The sequence below is a fragment of the Actinopolyspora alba genome, assembly GCF_900112765.1.
GTDB lineage: Bacteria > Actinomycetota > Actinomycetes > Mycobacteriales > Pseudonocardiaceae > Actinopolyspora > Actinopolyspora alba.
In genome coordinates, this window is record NZ_FOMZ01000016.1 from 70776 (window position 1) to 91265 (window position 20490).

Below are 20490 nucleotides of genomic sequence, written 5' to 3' on the forward strand. Positions count from 1 at the left end.
AACTCTCCTTACTGCTCGTCGACGCCGGCGAGGTCCAGCTCGCCAGCGGTGGTGGTCTTGTCGCGGGTCAACCGCGCCTCGTAGCGGGCGATGCCGTGCCGCAACGTGGGGTCCGGGTCGCGCTGGTACTGCCGGTTCTGCACCGTGATGCCCACGTCCCGGTAGCCGTCCACGGTCGGGCGGGTGCGGTGCAACGCGCGATCAGCCGCGTCCAGGATTCGGGCGGTCTCGCGGTAGCCGCGATATTTCGACCACGCGTGCATCGTCACGGTGACGATCGAGCCGACCGTGGTGTGCGAGTCCGCGGCGTCCTCGGTGAACTCGCCGAGCACCAGATACGGCGGCTCGGCCGCCTCGGGAACCTCGTCGTAGACGTCGCAGCCCAGCTCAGCCAGCGCGGTCGAGTCGGCCAGCCTCCGATAGACCGTGTGCTGCAGCGGTTCGATGGCGCTCATGGCAGCCTCGTCTCCACCGCGGCCCGGACGTAGCGCACGATGTCCCCGCGGTGGGCAGTAAACGCTGGGAGCAGGAACGGCTGGGCCGGGGTATCGCTGGTGCCGTTTTCGACCAGGTGCCCATAGAACGGACCATTATGGGTGCCCACCGAAAACGACAGGCTCCGTTTCTGGACCTGCACGGTGATGCCGCGCTTGAGCCGGCCGGTGCGGTCGGGAACCCGCGAGCGGGCATCGGCCTGCACCGCCTCGCCCCAGGCTTGTCCCGCCTCGGCGGCGATCTCCGGGGCCTGGTGGCGCAGCCGGCGCAGCTGGTGATGCAGCCGCTTGTCGCCACGCAGCGTCGCTCTGGCCATAGCGGACCCTCCCTTCAGCGCGGTAGGCGCAGCACGGCCAGCTCGATGCCGGTGGCCGCGTCGTAGGACAGCGCGGCCCGCCGGCTGGCCGGATCGCGGTAGAGCTCGTCGACCATCGGCACGGCCGCCACGCCGTCGGCGGCCACGCTGCGGGTCACGTCGTCGACCGCCACTCCGCGCACCGTCACCGGCGTGGTGATCGTGACCGTGTGCGCGGCGGTGTCGGTGTTGCGGATCAGCAGCACCAGGCCGCGTCCGGTGGGAACCTCGTCGCCACCGGATGCGGCCGCGGTCCAGGTCAGCCCGTCCGTGCCGGCGGCCGCCAGCTCCTGGGCCTCCACAGTGGCCATCGGTTTCTCCTTACGGTTGTGTGCTGGTGCAGCTCGCTTTGCGGTAGATCGGCACGCTCGGTTCGACCACGGCGGCCACCTCGAGCACCAGCCCGCGCAGGGACAGCCGGTCGCCGCGGCGCACGTCGGCGTCCGGCTGCAGGTACACGTCGTGACTGACCTGGGCTTCGGACCGGTCGGCGGTGGTCTGCTCGGCCGGGTGCGGCTGCGACAGCCGGGCGGGCTCGGTGCCCACCTGCTGCCACGTCTGGGTCCAGCCGCCGGCCCCGTCCGGGGTGGAGACTGAGCGCTCGACCGTGGCGGTCTCGATCAGCCGGTGGGTGATGCCGCGCCTCATCGGGTGCCCACCATGCCCGCGCTGTTACCGAACCGTGCGGCGATGCGGGACCGCAGCCGGTCGGACAGTTCGACCTCGGTCGTCTTGCCGTCGTTGTCGTAGTTGACCGAGTAGTCCCCGATGCGTTCGCTGGTGACGGTGTCCACCGTCAGCGCGGACCCGTCCGGGGCGGAGCGGTAGGCCATCAGCGTGGTGGCCGCGATCCGGCACACCAGGTGCACCAGATCCTCCGGCACGGTGGGCAGCCCGTGGGTGTAGGTCACCGTGACCACGCCTGGACCGTGCTGCGGTAGCCAGCCGGCCCGGCGCCACAGCGTGCCGGCGACCAGGCGCCAGTCGGACACCGTCTGCCCGTCGAGGGCCACCTCGGTGACCGTCTCCACCGGTGGGGCCGGCAGCCGCAGCCACGGACCGGACGGGGCTTCCACCTCCACGGTGGAGGTGGTCTGGCTGATCGGGCAGCCGGCCGCGTCCCGAATCTCCGCACTGGCCGCGGCCAACGCCGTCTCCACCACCCGCGTCTCGCTGGAGTCGACGGTGACGCCGCGGTCGTCCAGATCGGCGACCGTGGCCAGCGGGGGCAACGCCATAATGCCCCCTCACGCCTCGTCGGCGAGGTCGATCAAGTCCTGCTTGGTGTAGGACTCGACCTCGGCGCGCGGCACACCCAGCGCACCGACGACGTAGGAGATCCAGTCGGACTTCGCGGCGGACTGGGCCGGACGATCCGGCGCGGCAGCGGTGTCCGCCTCGTCCCCGGTCTCCTCGGTGACGGTGCCGTCAGCGTGGTCGGGGTCGGTCTTCTCGGTGTCGCCCGGGCGTTCGAGGACTGTCCACTCCCCGTCGGCCACGCGCCGGCGGAACGTGCGCTCGTCCACCCCACGGGACGGGACCTGCACGGCGAACACCGCGCCGAGCGGGCCTCTCACGCGGTACCATCTCGGTTCGCTCATCCTCGGCTCCCTGGTCACAGCGTCACGTCGCAGGTCACGAGCGCGGTCGGACGGATGACCTTCGCGCCGTAGAGGTGCAGCCCCTTCAGCCCGTCGGAGAAGCGCTTCTCCAGCCGCATCGCCTCGACGTTGTTGATCTGCTCGGCATACGAGGTGGCCATCGCGTGGCCGGCGATGACGGTCTTGCCGCTGGACGCACCGGCCGGGGCGTTGTTGCTCAGTAACACGTCGAACCCGAACGCGCGGCCGACCATGCCGTTGCGCAGGGCCTGGGTACTGCCGGACGCGTCGGCCCGCACGAACTGGTCCGAGCTCAGCAGCGAGCCGTGGATCGCCGGAGTGATGGCCACCCACCGGCCCTGGCTGGGCACGTTCTCCTCGTCCAGGCGCACCTTCATGTCGATCAGCAGCTGCACCAGCTCGCTCGTGGTCGCCCCGGTGGTGCCGTCACCGACGGCGGTGAGCTGATTCGACGCGGCCACACCGGCCTGCATCGTGGTGGCCAGGAACGCGTCCGCGGTGTCGGACAGCACGTAGGCGGCCTCGCTGGCGGCCTCGTCCATGACGCCGCCGCGGGCCTGCCGGGACTCGATGTCGTCGACTTCGAACGCGAAGTACTTCGACTGGTCAATCGCCAGGGTTCGGGATTCGTCCGAGACCTCTTCGACGGTGATGTCGGTGTGGGCGGTGTAGGTGCCCACGGTCGGCCGCACCACGTTGGTGATGCGCACGGAGTCGCCGTAGTTGCTGATCTCGCCTTCGTAGTTGCGGTTGACCGTGCTGGACTGCGCATACACCAGCGAGTTCTTCAGCGAGGTCAACAGCTGCGCGGACCAGACTTCCGGGATGAAGTTGGTGATGGCCATGGTGGCCCCTCCTTAGTTCGCGCGCCCGAGAAGGTCGTTGAGACGGCCTTCCTTCTTGGCGGCAGTGATCTCTTCGGGACTCATCCGCTTCAGGTCGTCGCGAGTGAGCTGTTTCGGACCCGTGTTGCCCTTGCGGGCTCCGGAGTCCGCGGTGCCCTGGAATCGCTTACCGCCTTGCGCGGCCAGGTAGGGCTTGTTCGTGACGAGCTCGGTGATCGCCTCAGCGACCTCGTCGGAATCGATGTCGCCGGACTCGTCGACCTCGAACTGTTCGAGGTCGAGGAACCGGACCGCGTCAGCCGGATCGGCCAACTTTCCGGACGCGGCGGCCTTCACCTCGGCCTTGATGATGCGGCGGTTGGCCTTGGCAGTGGCCTCCTTGTCCGCCTGACGGCGGACCTCCTCCGTATCTGTCTCACCGGTGCCGGTGCCGCTAGTGCTGGTGCTCTGCCGGGTCTGGGCCTGTTCCAGCTGCTCTTCCAGCTGCTTGCGCTTTTCCCGCTCGGACTTCCACTTGCCCTTCATGTCCTGCAGGGCCTTCTTTCCGGCGTCGCCGAGCGCGGACTGCCCGGACTGGTCACCGTCGTCACCGGTGCCGCCGTCATCGCCCTGGGCGCTGTTCCCGGCCTCACCGGTGTCGTCCTCGCCGGTCTCGGTGCCGGGGTCCTGGCCGGCCGGATCCTCCTCCGGAGCGGCGCCGGCCACGGGCCAGATCGGGCCGCGGCGGGTAAGTCCGAGCGCGGTCTCGCCGGTGACAGGATGCGTGGGCAGGATGTTGTCCTGTGTAGACATACTGATCTCCCCTTGCGGGACGTACGTGTGCGCGGTGCGCGCGGATTACTGGCTACGCAGGTAGCCGTACTGACGCAGCAGCCGGATCGCGTGCTCGCGGTCCTCGGCGCGTGCGTAAATCTCCTCCGGCATGAGCCGGGGCGTCTGTGCGCTGCGGTAGCGCTGCCCGCTCTGCCGGGTCAGCTCGGAGTCGGAGCGCTGTTGCAGCGTGCCGTCCTCGCCGGTGCGGTAGCGGCCGAACTGGCCCCGTCGGGTGGTGCCCTCGGTGGTGGATCGCACCTGCTGGCCGTAGGCGGTGGCCGTGGTCATCCCGCGGCGGGCGTTGACGACCTGGCCCACATCGGCCCCGTCCCGGATCGCCTGCGCCCCTGCCTGTCCGAACGCTTTGGTCTGCTGGTCGCTGCTCATCTGCGCGAACAGGTCCCGTGGGTTGTTGTCGGGCCGGCGGCTGCGCCATTCTTCGGTGGTGACCGGCTGCATCGTGCAGTCGCAGCGCGGGTGCCGTAGGAAGTGGTCCGACCAGCGGTAGAGCCGTCCGGCGAGGATGATGCACCGGCCGCAGGCCGGTAGCCCCACCACGCGTTCGTGCCCGGCGATTTCGGTGCGGGCGGCCATGCCCACCGAGTCGGCGGCACGCCCGGCGTCGGCCACCTGGGTACGCACCAGCAGATCGAGGAACGCGGCCCCGGAGGCCATCGAGGCGGCCAGGGACAGCCCCTGTTTGATCCGGGAGAGTGCCACCCACGCGGGATACATCAGCATCCCGGACAGCAGCCGGCCGTCCGAGGAGTGCCCGGAGAACGCTTCCGGCACCACCTGGCCGTTGGAGTCGCTGGTGCCGAGCTGCTGGTTCAACCACGGCTCCGCCTGCCGAGCCGCAGTCACCTGCGCCTGGGTCAGCATCGCGACCACGGCCGCCAGCTGGGACGACCACGAGCCCTGAATGTCGCCCGTATCCACGTCGGACCACATCCGCCCGGCTGCCCGGGCAGTAGTGGAAGCGAGTTCGCGTCGCTGCTGCTGGTGCTGCCGCGCCGCCGGTGACGGACTCACGACAGCCCCTCAGCCGAACCGGCCGTACCGGGCTGCTGCGACATCATCTGCGTCAACTGCCCCACCGGATCGACCTGGGCTTCCCGTTGCTTCATGGCCATCACGTCGGCCACCTCGGTGGGGGTGAGCCCGTAGCGCAGCGCCAGCCATTCGAAGGGGAACCCGATGTCTCGGAGTTTCTGCAGCGCGTCGGCCATCTGGGACTGGCTGCGGGACTCGGCATCGGCCCACAGCACCGACCCGCCGGCCACCGCCTTGGCCTTGGCCTCGTTGCCCTGGGCCAGCGCGACCAGCCGGAACATTTCCCGCAGCGCCTGGCCGAACCACAATTGTTTCTCGTTGACCCGCTGCACCAGCCCGGTCTCGGCCGCGATCAACGCGTCCCCGGACAGGTTCGCGAGCTTACCGATGAGGTAGTGCTGCGGGGTGCGGGTCTGGGCGGCGATGTGGCCGACAGCGACCTCCATCACCGAGGTGTAGGTGTCCAGGTTCGCCGCCGACCACTCGGCGATCTTGGCGTCGTCGCCCTCCACCCACAGCACCCGGTCGACGGCGAACTTCTCCAGATCCACCGGGCGTTCGGCGATGACCTCGCCCTTGTTGTTGAGCTGCGGGATCGTCGGCCGCTCCGCTCCGAGCACGATCCGTTGCGGGAACGACGCGTAATCGGACGCGGTGAACAGCTGCGCCCACAGCAGGTTGATCGCGTCCTGCATGGCGATCACCCCGGACACATCCGAGATCGGCTCGTCGACCAGCATCGGACGGTTCGGCAGCTCCACCACGGGCACCACACCCATGGGGTTGGGCTGCGGGTTCGGCTCGGCATCACCCATCTCGCGCGGCTGCCACGGCCCCGGCCCGGTGTCCTCCTCCTCGATCTCGTCGAGGTCGGCATCCGCGGCGGTCATCTGCGGCGACTTCTCCGGCTTGACCAAGCTGCGTTCGAACTTCCACACCTCGTCGGGCAGATACAGCACGGCCTGTTCGACGTCACCGTCCTGCCACCGGCGCAGCGCCGCCCGGCGCTTGCGCCGCGATCCCGGTTCGTAGGCGATCACGCAGGAGCGTGCGTCTTCGAACGTGACCACCGGAGTGGACTCGTCATCGGGGTTGCCCCACACCAGCACATACGACCGGTTGGCCACCACCGATGAGAGAAACCCCAGCTGGGAGTCGGCGTCGAGGCTGTTTTCCTGCCACACGCGCCACAGGTCCGCATCGGCTTGTTCGGCACCGGCGGGCTTGATGCCGGTGGTCGTCAGCCGCTCCACCGGCGAGTCGGCGGTGACCTGCACCCAGTTGTCGGAGAAGCCTTGGTACCGCTTGCCGTGATACTTCTGGAACTCCTCACTGGCGAACTTCAGCGGCTGTTCGCCCCGGTAGTACTGCCAGCGCAGCTCGATCGGTCCCGCCCGCGCCAGCAGCTCTGCCTCGAGATGCGTGACGAGTTGACGGGCCTGTTCCTCGGTGGCCATGCGCCTCCCCTCTTCACGCGGTGTAGACCCGAGTCCGTTTCCTCGTGGCCTCGCCGGCGGCGATCACGTCGCCGGCGGCCTCATGCGCCAACACCGAAGTGACGCACGCGTCGATCTTCTGTGCCTGTGATGCTTTGACCAGTACGTACCGGTCACCGGGCCGTGCCGCGGCGCGGGCGTTGCCCACGTGGTCGGTGGTGATCTCGCACCCGTCGTGGGTAAACGTCGAGTCCTGTTTGGTCACGTCGGTCAGCAGCCGTTCGGCCGCGGCGTGCATCTGCACCACCCGGCGCGTGTACCACCGGATGACCCGCTTCTCCCCGTAGCGCTGGATCCAGTCGTCGACCTCGGACTCCCAGTAGGGCGGGTCGGCGTAGACCCGCACCACGTCGTAGCGGCGCATCAGCTGATCCATCGCGGCCGCGACCTCCAGCCGCGGCACCTGGCCCCCGAACTCAGCCGGGTTCCAAATCGTCGGCCGATCGTCCGGCCCGTAGACCGGGGTGAACTGGAAGCCGTCCAGCGTTTCGGCGCGGATGGCGGTCCAGTCGTCGATGTCGGAGCCGTCGAACCCGAGCACCAGCCGGGTGCGGGGACGGATCCGACGCTGGGTCTGCCTGCCTTTCCAGGCGGACCGGTCCATCCACGAGCTGGTGCCGGACACCACACGGTTGCCGAAAAACCGTTCGGCCTGGGCCGGGTCTTTCTCGAGCAGCTCGGCGGCTTCGGCTTCGATCGCGTCCAGATCGACGTGGTCGGACCCGGCGTAGACCCGCCGGTGAATCTGCCGACGTTCTCGCTTGTTGGTGTAGGACAGCCCGCTCGGGGCCTGCGGGTGGTAGCGCCAGATATCAGGGCGACGGCTTTCCGCGGTCCGCTGCGCCACCGAGGACTCCGACGGGTCCCAGGCGTTGGTGGTCTCCATCGCCCGACCGCCCATGCCGGCCAGGCCGCGCCGTTGCGTCTCGGCCACCCGCACCATCTTGTTCGTGTGGGTGTAGGTGCCGGATTCGTCCTGCAGTGCGAACGTGATCGGGTTCCCGAGCCGGGACAGCGCCGAGCTGGTGACCACGTCGATACGGCCCCGCTCGCCGATGCGGATGAACTCCTCGCCCACCCGCATCTGCTCGGCAAGTGGCCCGTTTTTCGTCATCGCCTGCAGCGGTCGGTAGACGTTGTCGACTTGGTCCTGGGACGTGGCCATGAGCTGGATCAGCGGCGTGGCCCACGGGGTGCCCATCGGCTCGCCCGGCTCGTACTCGTAGACCCAGCCGCAGTCGCACCCGTGATCGCGGCACCGGTACAGCTCACCGCCGGCGGCCCACCCGGCGAACAGCACCGGCCCGGCCGCCTCGGCCGCGACGACCGACGCGCTCCACGGGCCCTTGCCCGTTTTCTGCGGCGCAACGACTTGGCTGCGGCGATAGGCGAAGGCCGGGGCGAGCTGGCCGGCCTCCGCAGTCGGCGCTACTCGGTAGTGGTTGACGGTGCACCACAGCTGCCACCGGTACAGCTCCATATCCGAACCAGCGTGGATCCCGTCCGGAACGGGGCAGTGTGCCTCGATCCAATCGGGCACGATCCACAGCGTCGGGAAGTCGACCACGAACTCGTCGGCGTCAGCTCCCGTCGCCATGGGCCACGACCTTCAACCGGTCCCGCGCCGAACGACGCGCCGGCGGCCGCGGGCTCTGCTCGGCGGCCTGGTCCTGCTCGGACTCCTGCGGCGCGATCCGCCACCGGTTCCGCCGCATCCCCTGCACCGACAGGCCGAGACCGTCCAGGAACTGGCGCATCACCTTCTGCAGCTCCACCGACGAACCGGGCCGTTCGGCATCGGTCAGCTTGCGCACGAACAGCGCGACCTCGAGCTCCAGCCCGAACTGCTCCCAGGCCACCGCCTGCGGCCGCGTCCACAGCTCCCGCCAGAGATCCCACTCGCGCGGGTGTACGTCGACCAGCGGCCAGGCCGGCGGCTCACCGGCGCGGCCCTCGGCCGGCAGCATCGTCCAGCCCGCCTGATCGCTGAGCCGGTTACGGCGCAACGCGTTCGGGTCCGGCGGCGGCCCGGACACCGGGCGGGACCCTCCCCGCGGCATGAGCCACCCCCTCCCGACTACGGCGCGTGATAGTGAGGACCTTTTGAACCTGACAGACTTCGCGGAGCCCTCCCCGGCGGTCCACGGCTCCACCCCGGCAGGGGTCCCTCCCCCCACCGGCGGCCGCCGCCGGTCACCGAGCGCGGCCACGATCAGTGCTGCTGCCGGTCGTGCCACCCTCCGGGCTGCTCGAGCGCGGTGTGCCGCGCGTGGCAGGCATGAGTCAACGCCTGAAGATTCGACCAGTCATGGCCCCGCGGGCCTTTCGGACCCAATCCGTCCAGGTGGTGCACATCCTCGGCCACCGGGCGCAGGATCGCCGGAAGCTGCGCGCAATCGGAGCACTCGCAGTACGGGTGCTGCCGTAGATACCGGGCACGGGTGCGCTGCCACCGCGCGTCGTAGCCACGCTGGGCAGCACTGCCCCGGGCCTGTGACGCCGAGCGCGCGCAGCCCGCGCACCGCCCCCCGGGGGTGAGTTCGCCACACCCTGGGGTCGGGCACGGGCGCAATCCACCGCGTGCCATCGCACCCCCGGTTGTAACAGTGCGCTCGGACCAGACGACCATCCGAATATGGGTTACAACGTGCGCATTCATGCGAACAAAACGGATCAGTACCCCGAGGCCGAGCAAGTCCAGCTCGACAACGGTCACCTCGTTCTCTATAAGCGCGGAAGTCTTGGTCCGAACAACATCGACGCTATCTACGCGCCCGGAAAATGGGAGAGCGTCGCGAAGACGTCTGATCAGTGATCGCTACGCGTAAGGGCCCGTTTCCGAACCGCCGGAAACGGGCCCTTTTTTAGGCTTTAGGCACACCTCGCCTGAGCGCCCACAGTATGCACGATCAGCGCGTCACTGTCGATTCCGGGGAGGGGAAGCGGAATCGTGGCTGTGTGCGTACTTGTGGGCCGTGCTGTAGGCGATGCCGAGTTCCCGGGCGATGGCCGCGATGTTCACGCGCCCGTGCTGGGACCGGTGGTGTTCGACCAGTTCCGCCACCCGTGCCGCGAGGTCTCGTCGCGGTGTTGCGTCCCGCGCTCCAGCGGGCCTGCCACCGGCGGGTTCGCGGGGGCGAGCGCGGTCGGCGGCGTGGCGGTCCAGTGTGGATCGGTGCCAGTGCGGCACGTTGTACGGCCTGGCGTCGGGTTCCGGAACGCGTGCCCGGTAGGTGTCGCGTTCCCACGCTGTGGGGGTGAGGCCGAGGTATTCGGCGGCTTCGATCCGGTCGAGGAGGTCGCCGGGTTGGTGCCGGTTCGGCAGCGGCGGGGCCGGATGCCCGGTGGCGTAGGCGGCGACCTGATACGAGTCCCACAGCCGGGGGCGGCTGTTGGTGGGACGTCCTCGGGTGAGTGGTTCCGGATGACCAGGTTGGTTCCAGGGGCGTCGACGCGCTGCCTGGCGGGGGGTGAGTCCGTGCAGGGCGGCGACGCCGTCCCGGTCGATGGGGGTGTGTCCGTCGGGAATCATCGCGGCCTCACACGTTCGCCAGGATGCTGGCGCGCATCGTGTCCAGGGTGTGCAGCGTCGCGGTGACGTCGTCAGTCTCGGTCTGGGGCTGCAGGTGAGCGCTGTGGCCGTCGACGGTCAGTGTGATCGTCTCGTCGGTGCCGGTGTGGATGAGTTCGGCTGCGGCGTCCAGGGCGGCGCGCCACGCCTCGTGGGCGGTGGCGCCGGTGCCGGTGTGGTCGCTCGTGGTGGTGCTGGTGGTCCAAGTGTGCATGGGTTGCTCCTTGCTTGGTGGTCGGTTTCTGGGGGAAACCGTGGCAAGCGGGTCGAGGAACCGACAGGGTCATGTGCGCTCGCTGTGGACAACAGCGAGCTGTGTGGAGAACCGAGAGGCGGGGTGCCCCGTGGTCGGGGCACCCCGGTTGGACTAGCCGAAGGCTCGTTCGGCGCGTCGCCACAGGTCCAGCATCGTGCGGTAGGCAGTCCTGTCGAGGACCACCCAGACCACCGGGCCTACCTGAATGGCCAGGTGCACCGGCCGCCGGTGCTGATCGTTCCGGGGAACAAGGTGGGAGGCCACTGGGGGATCAACCAGTTTGACCACCGCACCGACCGGAGCGATTCCCAGATCCGGGCCGAGCCATGTCTGGCTGACTCGCTCGGGAAGGCGGTTCGTGTTGATCCCGGCCCGCTCCCAGTTCTCCCGAACTTTCCGGGTGGTGACCCGGGACACGAGTCGGCACAGCGAACTGCCGATCGTCAGACTGACCACCGCTTCCGGTGTTCCGACGTTGCTGACGTCGACACGGCCGTCGACGTCTCCCGCTGCCCGGATCGTGACCTGTACGACGTTGGTCGTCCACTCGGTCATGCCTGAAGGCTCCTCTCTGGTGTTGTCACGGTGCTTGTTGGTCGGGGTCTCACTCCCTCACAACACATACAACTATAGCAGAGTTGGAAACCACTTGGGAAGGGGGTACCTTCGAGGTATTTTGGAGCCGCTCCCACTGTTGTCACGGTGGAGTCTCAGCGGTGCCCGGCAGTCTCACCCGTCCCCGGACGGTGCCGGGCACCGCTTTACTCACTCCGGGAGCGGCACGCACCCGAGCACGGCCGCCAGGTGCTCCAAGTGCGATGTCGGCCAGTGGTGGCCGCAGGCGTGGCAGCGGCACCCGGTCTGGCCGTCGACCCACAGCGCCGGGGTCTGCACCGTCTCCCCGTCGTCTCCGGTGGTGGCCACCATGCGGGTCTGGCAGGCCGGGCAGGGCGCGGCCACGTGCAACCGGCGCGGCGGGTCGAACAGGACGCGAATCTCCCGCACCCAGTGGTTCAGGTGTGCGGTGACGGTGTCGATGGATTCGCGGTCGGTGGTGGCGGTGACGGTGGCGACGATGCCGCGCAGCCGTTCGGCCACGTCCCGGTGGGGCGGGCTGGCCAGTGCCTGTTGGATCCGGGTGCTGGTGGCGTCGATCTCGGCGAGCCGGTCATGTGCCTCGATCGATATCGGTGTGCGGGAACCGGCGCCGGTGCCGGGGCGGCGGTCGGTTCCCGGGGCGATCGCGTCGCGCAGCTGGTCGAGCAGCGACGGTTCCGGGTGGGCGGTGACCGTGCCGTCGTCGCGCATCACGGGGCGGCTGCGGGCGTCGAGCAGGTCAGCGGCGTGGGCCCGCAGCCTGTCGACGGATTCGCGCAGTTCGGCGGTTTCGAGCGTGGTGGCCATGGCGGAGTCCCCTCGTCAGTCGGTCGCGATACAGTCCGAGCGCCACGCAGGGATGCGACGGTGTGTGCGGGGACGAAGGGCCGGTGCCGCTGGTGGGGCGGCACCGGCCTTTTCCTGCTTTAGCCAGTCACGCTCTCCACTTCGCCTGGTAATCGGGATGGTCGGACCAGATCGACGCCACGCTGTACAAGATGCGCCGCAACGCTGGCTCCATCGCGCTGAGGTAGTCGCTTTCGCGCCGTATCCCGCGCAGCCGAACGTCCGGCAGCCCGGGGCCTGCCCATTCGCCCGTTTGCTCTTGATGGTCGATCTCGGCTGCCAGCTCGGCTGAGGCCGCCTCGTTACGGGCGCGGTCGCGGCGTAGCCGCTCATACTCGTCAACTGTTTGCTGCATTGCCTCGATCTGCCGGAGCACGCGGGCAGGGTTATGCCGGATGATGTGCGCGGCGTTGTCGTTTCCCATGTCGTAGGCCACCGGGAGCTCGGCGTCGTCGGCGGTCAGCTGGTGTTCCCACGGCCCGTCCGGTTCGTGGTGCCACGGGCCGCGCGTGGCGTTCCTCGCTGCTCGATCGTCCTCGTCGAGTCGATCTCTTACGAACGTGAGCAAGTGGTCAATCGGGTCGTCGGTCATAGCTCCTGCCTCGTTTCGGTGGTGTCAGTCGTCGTGTGGGTCGTATCCGGCTTGCCGGAGCACGCGGGTGACGTGCCGACGCGACATACGAACTTGTTCGGCGATGGGGGTCACCGGATCGTCGGCGGCCGCAGCGGCGAGCATCGCCTCGAGCCGCTTCGCCTTGGCCTGCTCGAGCTGGGCCTCGAGCTCGGCCACGCGCTGGTCGGCCTCGTAGACAGCGCGCAGCGTGGGGGTGTCGCGGTTGGCGCGGGGTGCGGGCATGGGGTTGGCTCCTGGTGGTGTGGCCGCTATGCTCGGCGGCGGAGTTTCTCTCTTCCGATCCGAACCCCGGGGCGTGCGGACCCCGGGGTTTTTTCGTGTCCACGGGAAGGGAAAGGGGCGGGGCGGCACCTGGTGGGTGCCGCCCCTGGTCATCGGTTACCCGATGACGGATCCGAGGGACGCCGCGTCCAGTCGGGACCGGACGTAGCGCACCGTCACGCTCGGGGTGAACCGCACATCGTGCCGGTTCTTCTTCCCGATCCAGTTGTAGCGGTCCATCACCGTCAGGGCGCGGGACCGGATCGCGGTGCGATCGGCGGGCTCGCCCTGGTGGGTGTGCACCACGTGGGCCTGGACCGTGATGGTGCTGCCCTGGACGGCGGTCACGATCACCGCGTTACCGGGCAGGTTCCCCTCGGCCTGGTCAGCCTTGAGGTCGGAGAGGATCCGACCGGCGATCAGGTAGAGGTCCTCGCCGAGCGTGTCGACGGTGCGAACCCCGTACACCCGATCATCTGAAGGCGTTCCCATGGGTTTCTCCCTTCCACTATTGAGTTGGCCCCCGGAGGGAGGTGCGGCTCCCGGTTTCCCGGGGGCTGTCCCGTGCGGACATCTCCCATTATGCGCCTCATGTCCCACTATCGCAAGGGGATAGTGAGACATCGAGCGCATTTTTTTTAGATGTCCTGGTCAGCGATGCCCTGAGCCCGGTGACGCGCCAACTCGCGGGCCCGCTCGGCGGAGGTGGCATAGGCGGCCAGGTGCCGCACGCGCTGCCCGCGCACCGCGCGTTCGAGCTCGGCGGCCTCCTCGTCGAGCTGCACCGTCCCCTGGGGCTGGTCATCCTCGCCCGGTCCCAGAGGCCGGGCAGCGCCGGGAAGCAGGAACGGCTCTCCGAGGGAGACGCGCCCGTCCTCGACGGTGGCGCGGCACGACCACCACTGGCGCACCCGCACCGCGGCACCGGCGGGCAGCACCGGCACCCCGTCCGGTTCGGCCCGGTGCGGCTCGCCAAGCAGCTCGGCCAGCTCGACGGCCTGCGCGCGGGTGCCGCACACGGCGACCGGGATGGTGCTGGACGGGTCGTCACGCAGCACGACCCACATGCGGTCGGTGGTCTCGTCGCTCATCGGGTTCCCCTCTCTGTGGTGACCGCCTCGGCCGCGGTCAGGTCGAGCATGGACAGCAGCCGCGTCAGATCGGCCGCATCGGCCGCGCGCGAGGCCACGAACCGGGCGGCGGCCGCGCGCTGGACGGGTGTGGTGGTGTCTCCGATCAGGGTGGTCGTGGCCGCGCCCTGCCCGTCGAACTCTCCGAGCATGTCACCGCCTCCGCGTGCGGTCGTTCTGCCGGTTGACGATGCGGGCCAGGTCGGCCGGAGTGGCCTCCCGCAGGAGCACGGCGAGTTGGCCGGGCAGCATCTCGCAGTCTCCGGACTGGACAGCCTCGCGCAGCCAGTTGCGGGTGCAGCCGTGGCACAGGTACGCCGCGTGCGTCCCGTCGCGGTGCTTCCAGTGGTACTGCGCCCGGCGGGGGACGGCGACGTCAGCGAGGCTGTAGCAGCATTCGCAGACCGGATCGGCGTCCGCGTCTGCGGGCTCGTCATCGTCAACGGCGTCGTCGTGCTGGGGACCGAAGGCGGTCAGGGAAGCGATGTCGGCGTCGGCGTCGCCATCGTTGTCTGGCCCGGGGCCGCTGGTAATCCAGGCGGCCACGGCGATCAGGTCCGTCGCGGCTGGCGTTGCGGAGGTCAGCCCGCGTCCGGAGAGTACGCGGTGAGCCCGGTCGAGGGCCTCGGCGCGGGCGGCCATGGCTGGCGAGATCCAGACGGTCTGTTCGGTGTCGGTGCTCATGGGGTGTGCTCCTTCGACGGTTCGGGAACTACAGCGGCGAGGACGTCGGTGCGGTACTGCGGCAGTGGGAACGGGACGGGCAGGTCGGCCGCGGCCGCGCCGAGGGAGGCCAGGGCGAGCGCGTCGGCCGCGTCCGACGTGGCGATGTCGGCCTCAGGCCACATCCGCACCACCGCGGCCGCCACCGCTGCCTTGTCGGCGTTGCCCTTGCCGGTGGCGAACTTCGCGCGGCTGGTGGGCGGCACCACCAGCATCGGGGTGCTGCGGTCGGTCACCGTGGCCACGATGCGCCACCACAGCCCGTGCCGGTCCACCGTGGAGCCGCCCCGGCTGGCCATCGCCGGCCCTTCGATGACGACCAGGTCGGCGTCGGCGACGTAGTCGGTCACGTCGGTGGTGATGTCGCGCAGCCGCTGGTGCCGCTGGCGCAGCGTGTCGGAGCGCCGTCCGGTGGAGGTGACCAGGCTGGTCTCGGCCACCCACCGGCCCTCGCGGGTGGTCAGCCGGGCCAGCCCGGTCGAGGCCAGCGACGGGTCGATCGCGGCCACCGTGGTCGCAGCGGTTCGTGTGCTCACCGGTGCTCCCCCTGTCGCAGACGGGCCCACCTGGTGCCATCGCGGGATTCGTGACCGCCGCGGTGTCCGTCCCGGAGCGCGCAGGCCAGCACCGTGTCGTCGAAGCCGTCGAGATACTCCAGGCAAGGGCCAGGCTCCGGACGTGTCCGCAGGAGATGGTCGAGCCGCTCGGCGAGCAGGGTCATGCCCAGGAACACAGCCAGCAGCAGGGCCACCACGAGTTCGTCATGAGCACCGACCAGCATCGCCGTGGTGGCGGTGACGCCGCACCAGAGCAGGGCCACGCGCACCAGCCATCCGAGAACGCGCTCGGAGTACGTCTTCAGCATCAGTGGTTCCTCTCGTCGGCCATGCGGCGGCGGACTGCCTCAGCCAAAGCGGGCCCGCGGAGTTCGGCGGCCGCCAGCAGCGCGCGCACCCACTCGTCGGCCACCGTGGCCAAATCCGCCTCGGCGGGCAGCTGGGTCACTGTGCCGCGGCGGGTCTCGTCCGGTTCGGTGACGGCCACGAGCAGATCGAGGGTGGGCTCGTCATCATCGCCGTCGTCGAGGTCGGGCAGCGGCGGTTCGAGAACGGTTTCGATCGACATCAACAGGCTCCCTTCGAACTGGGGGCTGTGCGGTAGCCGCGGCGGGTGTGGCGGATCCGGCCGTCGGCGATCAGCCGGTCGAGCACGCGGGTGTCGGCCTGGCCGATCCAGACGGGCCCGGGGGTGTCCGGATCGGCCTCGACGGCGCGTTCACCGAGCCGCACCCATCCGCACCCGGCGGCCCGCGTGGTCCAGCACGGCACCACGCCGAGCCGTGGGTGGTGGGTCTCGACGATGTGCCCGTCGCGCACGGCCGTCAGCATCTCGGTGCTGGCCAGCGACGGGGTGTCGCTGGTGCTGCGGGAGCGATACGCACGCATACGAAGTCCTTCCGGAAGATCAGAGGAGGGCGGCCTGGTGCTCGCCGAGCTCCTCGCGCAGCGCGGCCAGCCCCGTCGGGGTGATGCGCACCTGGGCCGACAGCGTCGGCTCTCCGGTGTGCGGGTGGGTGTAGCTGGTGGTGCGCAGCGTGACCCGCCCGGCGTCCACATGGGACTGATACGGGCGGCCGCTCCGGTCGATCCAGCCCATATCCCGCAGGGACGCGAACAGCCTGTTCTGCCCGGTGCGGATCCCAGCGCGGGAGAGGGCCTGGGCGGCTTCGCGCACCGAGTGGTCGCCGTGGGCCTCGGCCAGCTGTTGCCACGACCGGGCGTCCGGCTCAAGCCCGGCGGCCCGAGCTTCGGCGGCCTCGGCGGCTTCGACTGCGTCGGCGTGGGCCCGCAGCGCCGCGGCGTAGGACTGCGGCACCTGCGGCTGCTCGGCGAGCTCGTAGCGACCGGTGCGGCGAATCTGCGGAAGCACGCTGTGGGTGACCCAACGCTTGAACTCCCGTGCCTCTGGCTTGCGGCTCCGGAGAATCAGCGAGTACAGCCCGGGTTCGTTGACGATGTAGGTCTCTTGCTGTCGCCGACCACTACTGTCGGTGACATATGTAGTAGATACCTCATCGTCGTCGAGCTGCCCTACGGCCTGCGCGACGTTGCGAATGTCGAGCACGCGGCATCCGTCTGTGGCGACGAACCAGGGTTCACCGTCTCGGCTGAGAGTGCGGATCTGGTGGTGTCCGTAGGTGAAGGGGACCAGCTCGGTCATCGGGGCATTCCTCCTTCGGTTGCTGTTCCTGCGGCTGGGTTGGGAGTGCGGAGGTAGGGGTTCGGTCCCAGTTGGCTGCGGGGTGTCGTGGCGGGGCCAGTAGTCGGTCTGCGTCCGGTGGGGCCGGCGTCTCCGGCTCGGGGGGCCCGTGGTCGATCTGTGCCGGTACCTGTGCCCGGCCCGCCCCGTCCCGTCCCGACAGTCATTGCGTTCTGGGTCGCACCTGTGGTCGTGGTCTGGATGTCGGTTCCGGACGTGACGGGGTGCGGCTCCGGGGTGGGATCCGAGGTCACGTCCGGTTTCGGAGGTGAGTCGGTCTCCGGAGTGGTCGCGGTCCCGGTGTCGGATCTGGCCCGGGTCGGATCCGGGTCTGATCCGGGTTCTGCGTGGGTGGTGCGTGGATCCGGCGTGGGTTCGGCGTGGGTCGGATCCGGGTCTGCGCCCGGTGGGGGCAGCAGGTCCATCCCGGCGGCCGCCGGCGTGCAGTCGCGCTTGTGGGAATTGCAGCCGCGGCAGGCCACCACCAAGTTCTCTGCGCCGCCAGCCACGGTCGGGTCGACGTGGTCGAGCACCCCGCCGGAGGCGGACTTGCGGTCGGCCCACTTGACAATGCGGCTGCAGTAACGGCACCGGTCCCCGTCGCGGGATTTCACCGCGTGGCGGAGTTCCTTGTCCTTGAGTTCGCGCTGCTTGGCCTTGTGCACGTCGTTTTCCGACCGGCTCGGGTTGCGGTCCAGGTGACCGTGCGCCCAGTAGCCGCCCTGCTCGGCCGTCCAGGTCACCGACTCGAGGCACTCGCAGTCGTCGCCCGGGCTGTGCAACATCGGAGGGCCGTCGCCGACGCGGACGGTGGTCAGCGCGCGCAACTCGGCCCGCGAGGCGATCTCCTTCGCTTTGCTGGCAGGGATCCAGCCGTCGGTGCGCTGGGCCGAGGCGTACTGCCGCAACCGGGTCAGGGCGCCGTAGGCGGCGTTACCCACCGCGCGTACCTGTGGGTCGTCGTAGCCGACGTCGTCCAGTCGCAGCCAGGGCATCCGGTGGGGTCTCCGTGTCGTCGTGCTCGGCGCACCCGCACCCGGCCGGAAGTCCCAGCCGGGTGCGGATGCGGGCGGTGGTGTAGGTGGTCATGCCCGTGCGGGCCGCGATCTCGGCATCAGTCCAGCCGGCCTCGCAGCAGCGGCGCACCAGGTGCTCGCGATCCGTGGTGGACAGCGCCTCGGCGGGCTCGCTGCCCCGCAGGCACGCCTCGATCGCGTGCGGGCTGGTCACCGGACGAGTCATGGGCGGACCGACTCGAAGAAGTGCCGTTCGGGGGCGTAGATGTCGGCCGGCGGGGCCACCTGCTCCGGCTGGCGGGCCAGCGCGGCGTCGTCGTAGCTGCTCGGCACGAGCACCCCGCGGTAGCGGGTGCCGATCTGAACGTGCACGGCGCGACGCTGGTGATACGGGTACAGCTCGATCGGCGCGCCCCTCGATCGGGCCACCCGCGCAAACGGGGTCACCGCCGGGTGGGTGAGATCCACCCGCGGCACCGCAGGAATGCTCTGTCCGGACTCGTGGTCGAGCACCGGTGATTCGGTGTGTGGCACCAGCAGCGGCCACACGTACGGGAAGTCGGCCGGGTTGCCCAACCCAAAGCTCAACGTGAGCCGTTCCGGAGCATCCTCGGTTTCGAACAAAGCGGCATCGGCCACTTCGGACACGGTGACGCTGAACCCTTCCCGTCGGAGGGTCACGTGGTGCTGCTTGTTGGCCTTGACCGCCGGCTTGAACACGCTGATGACCGACTTGACCGCGTCGATCGGGCACAGCATCGGCACCGGGATGCTGCCCTCACACGGGATGTGGGCGTGGCCAACCACCTGACCCGTGGTGCTCGTGGCCACCAGCAGCTCAGTGCGACCCGGTTCGTCGTCGAGCGCACCGGTCTCGGTGTGCAGCAACACGCCGGCGATCGCCCCGGCGTCCGGGTCCGCGGTCGCGGTCTGCGACAAGTCGCTCAACAGCTGCAGCAGGTCCGCTGTGGACACAGTGATGGTGCTCAACTCATTCCCCTCCCTTGTATCCATTGACGAGCTGCCACAGCCACTCGACATCCTCGGAGGCCACGTGTGACCCGTCGGCGGGCTGCACGATGAGTCGGGTGGAGCGACCATCGCCATCGGTGGTGGTGTCAAGGCGCACGCCCCACGTGCACCGGTGGGGTGAGCCGTGCTGGTCGCAGGAGGGGCACTGCCCGTCCTCCTCGGTGCCGATCAGCAGCGCGTCGGCGATGGCGCGCACCGTGGGGCAGGGCCACGGGGTCGGTCCCTCGTCGCGGTCCAGTCCGCACGCGTCGCAGTAGCGGCCGTCGTCGGTCGGAACGTGCAGGTCAATCACGGCGTGTACTGCGCTGCTCATGGTCTGCATCCAGATGCCGCGTTCGGTGTTGTGCTCACCGCCGCACCGCTCCAGGGCGCACGGGTCAGCCTCGGCATAGATGGTCCAGTACAGAGCAGTCATTGCAGTCATTGCGGCGTGCCTCCGATCGTTCGGCGTAGTTCGCGGAGCCCGGCCACTCCGGCGGTGACCGCGGCGCCCCATCCGAGCGCCTGGTCGGCGATCAGGGACAGGTCGAGCGCGGCGCTGGCGAGGAGCACGGCGGGTACGAGCATGGCCAGGGCCAGAGCGAGGACCAGTAGGGCGCGGGTCATGACGGGTCACCCCGCAGCTCCCCGCGGCTGAGCTTGTCCATCGTGGCGCGGGCCGCGAGTTCGATCTCTCCCATGCGCCACGCGAGCGCGGCGTCGTCGTCGAGCCGGATACGGATCGTCTGGGCGGACAGACGCTGGCGGGCCGCGTCGAGGTCGATCGGTGTCTCTGCCGCTGGCCCCGTCGGCGATGGGGCCGCGACGTCCGAAGATGCCGGTTCCGGCAGCCCGAATCCGAAAGCGTCCATCACGGCCGAAACCGTGGGGCACGGCCACCACGCCTGCCCGCCACAGTGGCGGCACCGGCGGATCAGCCCAGCGGTGTGGGGACGGTGCACCTCGAGCACGGCCCGCAGCCCGTCGACCGGTGCGAGCAGCTCCGGGGAACTGGCGCGCAGCTCGGTGACGTTCTGGCCGAGCTGGGTGGCCAGGCGCTCTTCGAACCCGTCGAGGTAGGTCCGCAGGTCGCTGGCGCGGGGTGTCTCCGCCATCAGGAATTCCCCCAGTGCACGTCGTGGTGGTTGGCTGCGGCCAGCAGCGCCCGGGCCGCATCCCGGGCGGCATCGGCGGTCATCTCGTGGGTCAGCGCGGACGCGATCAGGCTGATCGCCTGGTCATCGACCAGCACCGCCATGCGCCCCTGCTCGATCAGCCACTCGGCGAAGCCCTCGTTTCCGACCTGGTTCGGCAGGCTCGGGGCCAGCACCATCGGGTGATCCTCGGCGGGGCCGAGCAGCTGGGCGTGCATCCCAAGCGCCAGGGCCTCGAGGTAGTCGCTGGTGTCGTCGAACTCGTCGGGGGCGGGCAGCTCGGCTGCGGCCGACTGCAGCGCCGAGGTCAGATCAATTCCGGCCACAACGGGGCCGGTGGTGATGTCGGTCAT

General features: G+C 69.7%; 35 protein-coding genes. 1 reads left to right on the forward strand and 34 read right to left on the reverse strand.

The window, feature by feature from the left end:
- Positions 1-8: 8 nt before the first annotated feature.
- Genes BM150_RS20860 through BM150_RS20915 form a run of 12 tightly spaced genes read right to left on the reverse strand, consistent with a single transcriptional unit; the run spans position 9 to position 8715 of the window.
- Positions 9-455 carry a DUF3168 domain-containing protein gene (locus tag BM150_RS20860; RefSeq protein ID WP_092929223.1) on the reverse strand — a complete coding sequence of 149 codons (447 nt, stop codon included), beginning with the start codon at positions 453-455 and terminating at the stop codon, positions 9-11.
- Positions 452-811 (reverse strand): HK97-gp10 family putative phage morphogenesis protein, encoded by a 360-nt coding sequence (locus BM150_RS20865; RefSeq protein ID WP_092929225.1) that lies wholly within the window; start codon positions 809-811, stop codon positions 452-454. The genes BM150_RS20860 and BM150_RS20865 overlap by 4 nt, the downstream gene beginning before the upstream one ends.
- Positions 812-825: 14 nt before the next feature.
- The gene (locus BM150_RS20870; protein WP_092929227.1) at positions 826-1161 is read right to left on the reverse strand and encodes a hypothetical protein; all 336 of its coding nucleotides are present in this window, start codon (positions 1159-1161) and stop codon (positions 826-828) included.
- Between the two features lie 10 nt (positions 1162-1171).
- Positions 1172-1498 (reverse strand): head-tail adaptor protein, encoded by a 327-nt coding sequence (locus BM150_RS20875; protein WP_092929229.1) that lies wholly within the window; start codon positions 1496-1498, stop codon positions 1172-1174.
- Positions 1495-2088: a hypothetical protein gene (locus BM150_RS20880; protein WP_092929231.1), complete on the reverse strand. Its 594-nt coding sequence runs from the start codon at positions 2086-2088 to the stop codon at positions 1495-1497. Before BM150_RS20880 ends, BM150_RS20875 begins: the two co-directional genes overlap by 4 nt.
- 9 nt (positions 2089-2097) lie before the next feature.
- Complete coding sequence (locus BM150_RS20885) at positions 2098-2451, reverse strand: hypothetical protein (RefSeq protein ID WP_139219608.1); 354 nt, start codon at positions 2449-2451, stop codon at positions 2098-2100.
- Between the two features lie 14 nt (positions 2452-2465).
- The gene (locus tag BM150_RS20890) at positions 2466-3317 is read right to left on the reverse strand and encodes a major capsid protein (protein WP_092929234.1); all 852 of its coding nucleotides are present in this window, start codon (positions 3315-3317) and stop codon (positions 2466-2468) included.
- A 12-nt stretch (positions 3318-3329) separates the two neighbouring features.
- The gene (locus BM150_RS20895) at positions 3330-4109 is read right to left on the reverse strand and encodes a hypothetical protein (RefSeq protein WP_092929236.1); all 780 of its coding nucleotides are present in this window, start codon (positions 4107-4109) and stop codon (positions 3330-3332) included.
- 45 nt (positions 4110-4154) lie between these two features.
- The gene (locus BM150_RS20900) at positions 4155-5162 is read right to left on the reverse strand and encodes a hypothetical protein (RefSeq protein WP_139219609.1); all 1008 of its coding nucleotides are present in this window, start codon (positions 5160-5162) and stop codon (positions 4155-4157) included.
- Positions 5159-6640, reverse strand: a complete 1482-nt coding sequence (locus BM150_RS20905) for a phage portal protein (RefSeq protein ID WP_092929240.1) — start codon at positions 6638-6640, stop codon at positions 5159-5161. Before BM150_RS20905 ends, BM150_RS20900 begins: the two co-directional genes overlap by 4 nt.
- Positions 6641-6653: 13 nt before the next feature.
- Positions 6654-8276, reverse strand: coding sequence for a hypothetical protein (locus tag BM150_RS20910; protein WP_092929242.1), 1623 nt, complete (start codon positions 8274-8276; stop codon positions 6654-6656).
- Entirely contained in the window at positions 8260-8715 is a 456-nt protein-coding gene (locus BM150_RS20915; protein ID WP_217641796.1) for a phage terminase small subunit, read from the reverse strand. The genes BM150_RS20910 and BM150_RS20915 overlap by 17 nt, the downstream gene beginning before the upstream one ends.
- Positions 8716-9314: 599 nt before the next feature.
- Between BM150_RS20915 and BM150_RS20925 the strand changes: the two genes are divergently transcribed.
- Positions 9315-9494: a hypothetical protein gene (locus tag BM150_RS20925; RefSeq protein ID WP_092929246.1), complete on the forward strand. Its 180-nt coding sequence runs from the start codon at positions 9315-9317 to the stop codon at positions 9492-9494.
- Positions 9495-9596: 102 nt separating this feature from the next.
- Here BM150_RS20925 and BM150_RS20930 read toward each other — a convergent pair whose 3' ends face one another.
- The 22 genes from BM150_RS20930 to BM150_RS21035 form a co-directional block, all read right to left on the reverse strand.
- Positions 9597-10211 carry a hypothetical protein gene (locus BM150_RS20930; RefSeq protein WP_092929248.1) on the reverse strand — a complete coding sequence of 205 codons (615 nt, stop codon included), beginning with the start codon at positions 10209-10211 and terminating at the stop codon, positions 9597-9599.
- A gap of 7 nt (positions 10212-10218) precedes the next feature.
- Complete coding sequence (locus BM150_RS20935; RefSeq protein WP_092929250.1) at positions 10219-10464, reverse strand: hypothetical protein; 246 nt, start codon at positions 10462-10464, stop codon at positions 10219-10221.
- 153 nt (positions 10465-10617) lie between these two features.
- Positions 10618-11061: a hypothetical protein gene (locus BM150_RS20940; RefSeq protein ID WP_092929252.1), complete on the reverse strand. Its 444-nt coding sequence runs from the start codon at positions 11059-11061 to the stop codon at positions 10618-10620.
- A gap of 210 nt (positions 11062-11271) precedes the next feature.
- On the reverse strand, positions 11272-11910 hold the full coding sequence (locus BM150_RS20945; RefSeq protein WP_092929254.1) for a DUF7341 domain-containing protein: 639 nt from the start codon (positions 11908-11910) through the stop codon (positions 11272-11274).
- Between the two features lie 127 nt (positions 11911-12037).
- Complete coding sequence (locus tag BM150_RS20950; RefSeq protein WP_092929256.1) at positions 12038-12541, reverse strand: DUF6221 family protein; 504 nt, start codon at positions 12539-12541, stop codon at positions 12038-12040.
- 24 nt (positions 12542-12565) lie between these two features.
- Positions 12566-12805: a helix-turn-helix domain-containing protein gene (locus BM150_RS20955; RefSeq protein ID WP_092929258.1), complete on the reverse strand. Its 240-nt coding sequence runs from the start codon at positions 12803-12805 to the stop codon at positions 12566-12568.
- A 156-nt stretch (positions 12806-12961) separates the two neighbouring features.
- Positions 12962-13336: a hypothetical protein gene (locus tag BM150_RS20960; protein WP_092929260.1), complete on the reverse strand. Its 375-nt coding sequence runs from the start codon at positions 13334-13336 to the stop codon at positions 12962-12964.
- Positions 13337-13482: 146 nt separating this feature from the next.
- Positions 13483-13935, reverse strand: coding sequence for a hypothetical protein (locus BM150_RS20965; RefSeq protein ID WP_092929262.1), 453 nt, complete (start codon positions 13933-13935; stop codon positions 13483-13485).
- On the reverse strand, positions 13932-14126 hold the full coding sequence (locus tag BM150_RS20970; RefSeq protein ID WP_092929263.1) for a hypothetical protein: 195 nt from the start codon (positions 14124-14126) through the stop codon (positions 13932-13934). Before BM150_RS20970 ends, BM150_RS20965 begins: the two co-directional genes overlap by 4 nt.
- 1 nt (position 14127) lies before the next feature.
- Positions 14128-14658 (reverse strand): hypothetical protein, encoded by a 531-nt coding sequence (locus tag BM150_RS20975; protein WP_092929265.1) that lies wholly within the window; start codon positions 14656-14658, stop codon positions 14128-14130.
- A complete protein-coding gene (locus tag BM150_RS20980) occupies positions 14655-15233 on the reverse strand; it encodes a crossover junction endodeoxyribonuclease RuvC (RefSeq protein WP_092929266.1) in 579 nt (192 codons plus the stop codon). Before BM150_RS20980 ends, BM150_RS20975 begins: the two co-directional genes overlap by 4 nt.
- Positions 15230-15562 (reverse strand): hypothetical protein, encoded by a 333-nt coding sequence (locus tag BM150_RS24270; protein ID WP_092929268.1) that lies wholly within the window; start codon positions 15560-15562, stop codon positions 15230-15232. Before BM150_RS24270 ends, BM150_RS20980 begins: the two co-directional genes overlap by 4 nt.
- Positions 15562-15822 (reverse strand): hypothetical protein, encoded by a 261-nt coding sequence (locus BM150_RS20990; RefSeq protein ID WP_092929270.1) that lies wholly within the window; start codon positions 15820-15822, stop codon positions 15562-15564. Before BM150_RS20990 ends, BM150_RS24270 begins: the two co-directional genes overlap by 1 nt.
- A complete protein-coding gene (locus tag BM150_RS20995) occupies positions 15822-16142 on the reverse strand; it encodes a hypothetical protein (protein ID WP_092929272.1) in 321 nt (106 codons plus the stop codon). Before BM150_RS20995 ends, BM150_RS20990 begins: the two co-directional genes overlap by 1 nt.
- Before the next feature lie 19 nt (positions 16143-16161).
- A complete protein-coding gene (locus tag BM150_RS21000; protein WP_092929274.1) occupies positions 16162-16917 on the reverse strand; it encodes a phage antirepressor in 756 nt (251 codons plus the stop codon).
- A complete protein-coding gene (locus BM150_RS24275; RefSeq protein ID WP_092929276.1) occupies positions 16914-17951 on the reverse strand; it encodes an HNH endonuclease in 1038 nt (345 codons plus the stop codon). Before BM150_RS24275 ends, BM150_RS21000 begins: the two co-directional genes overlap by 4 nt.
- Positions 17890-18186 carry a helix-turn-helix domain-containing protein gene (locus BM150_RS21010; RefSeq protein WP_139219612.1) on the reverse strand — a complete coding sequence of 99 codons (297 nt, stop codon included), beginning with the start codon at positions 18184-18186 and terminating at the stop codon, positions 17890-17892. Before BM150_RS21010 ends, BM150_RS24275 begins: the two co-directional genes overlap by 62 nt.
- 8 nt (positions 18187-18194) lie before the next feature.
- A complete protein-coding gene (locus BM150_RS21015; protein ID WP_092929280.1) occupies positions 18195-18962 on the reverse strand; it encodes a hypothetical protein in 768 nt (255 codons plus the stop codon).
- A gap of 1 nt (position 18963) precedes the next feature.
- Complete coding sequence (locus BM150_RS21020; protein ID WP_092929282.1) at positions 18964-19419, reverse strand: hypothetical protein; 456 nt, start codon at positions 19417-19419, stop codon at positions 18964-18966.
- 5 nt (positions 19420-19424) lie between these two features.
- The gene (locus BM150_RS21025) at positions 19425-19610 is read right to left on the reverse strand and encodes a hypothetical protein (RefSeq protein ID WP_092929284.1); all 186 of its coding nucleotides are present in this window, start codon (positions 19608-19610) and stop codon (positions 19425-19427) included.
- The gene (locus tag BM150_RS21030) at positions 19607-20098 is read right to left on the reverse strand and encodes a hypothetical protein (RefSeq protein ID WP_092929286.1); all 492 of its coding nucleotides are present in this window, start codon (positions 20096-20098) and stop codon (positions 19607-19609) included. The genes BM150_RS21025 and BM150_RS21030 overlap by 4 nt, the downstream gene beginning before the upstream one ends.
- Positions 20098-20490, reverse strand: a complete 393-nt coding sequence (locus BM150_RS21035; RefSeq protein ID WP_092929288.1) for a hypothetical protein — start codon at positions 20488-20490, stop codon at positions 20098-20100. Before BM150_RS21035 ends, BM150_RS21030 begins: the two co-directional genes overlap by 1 nt.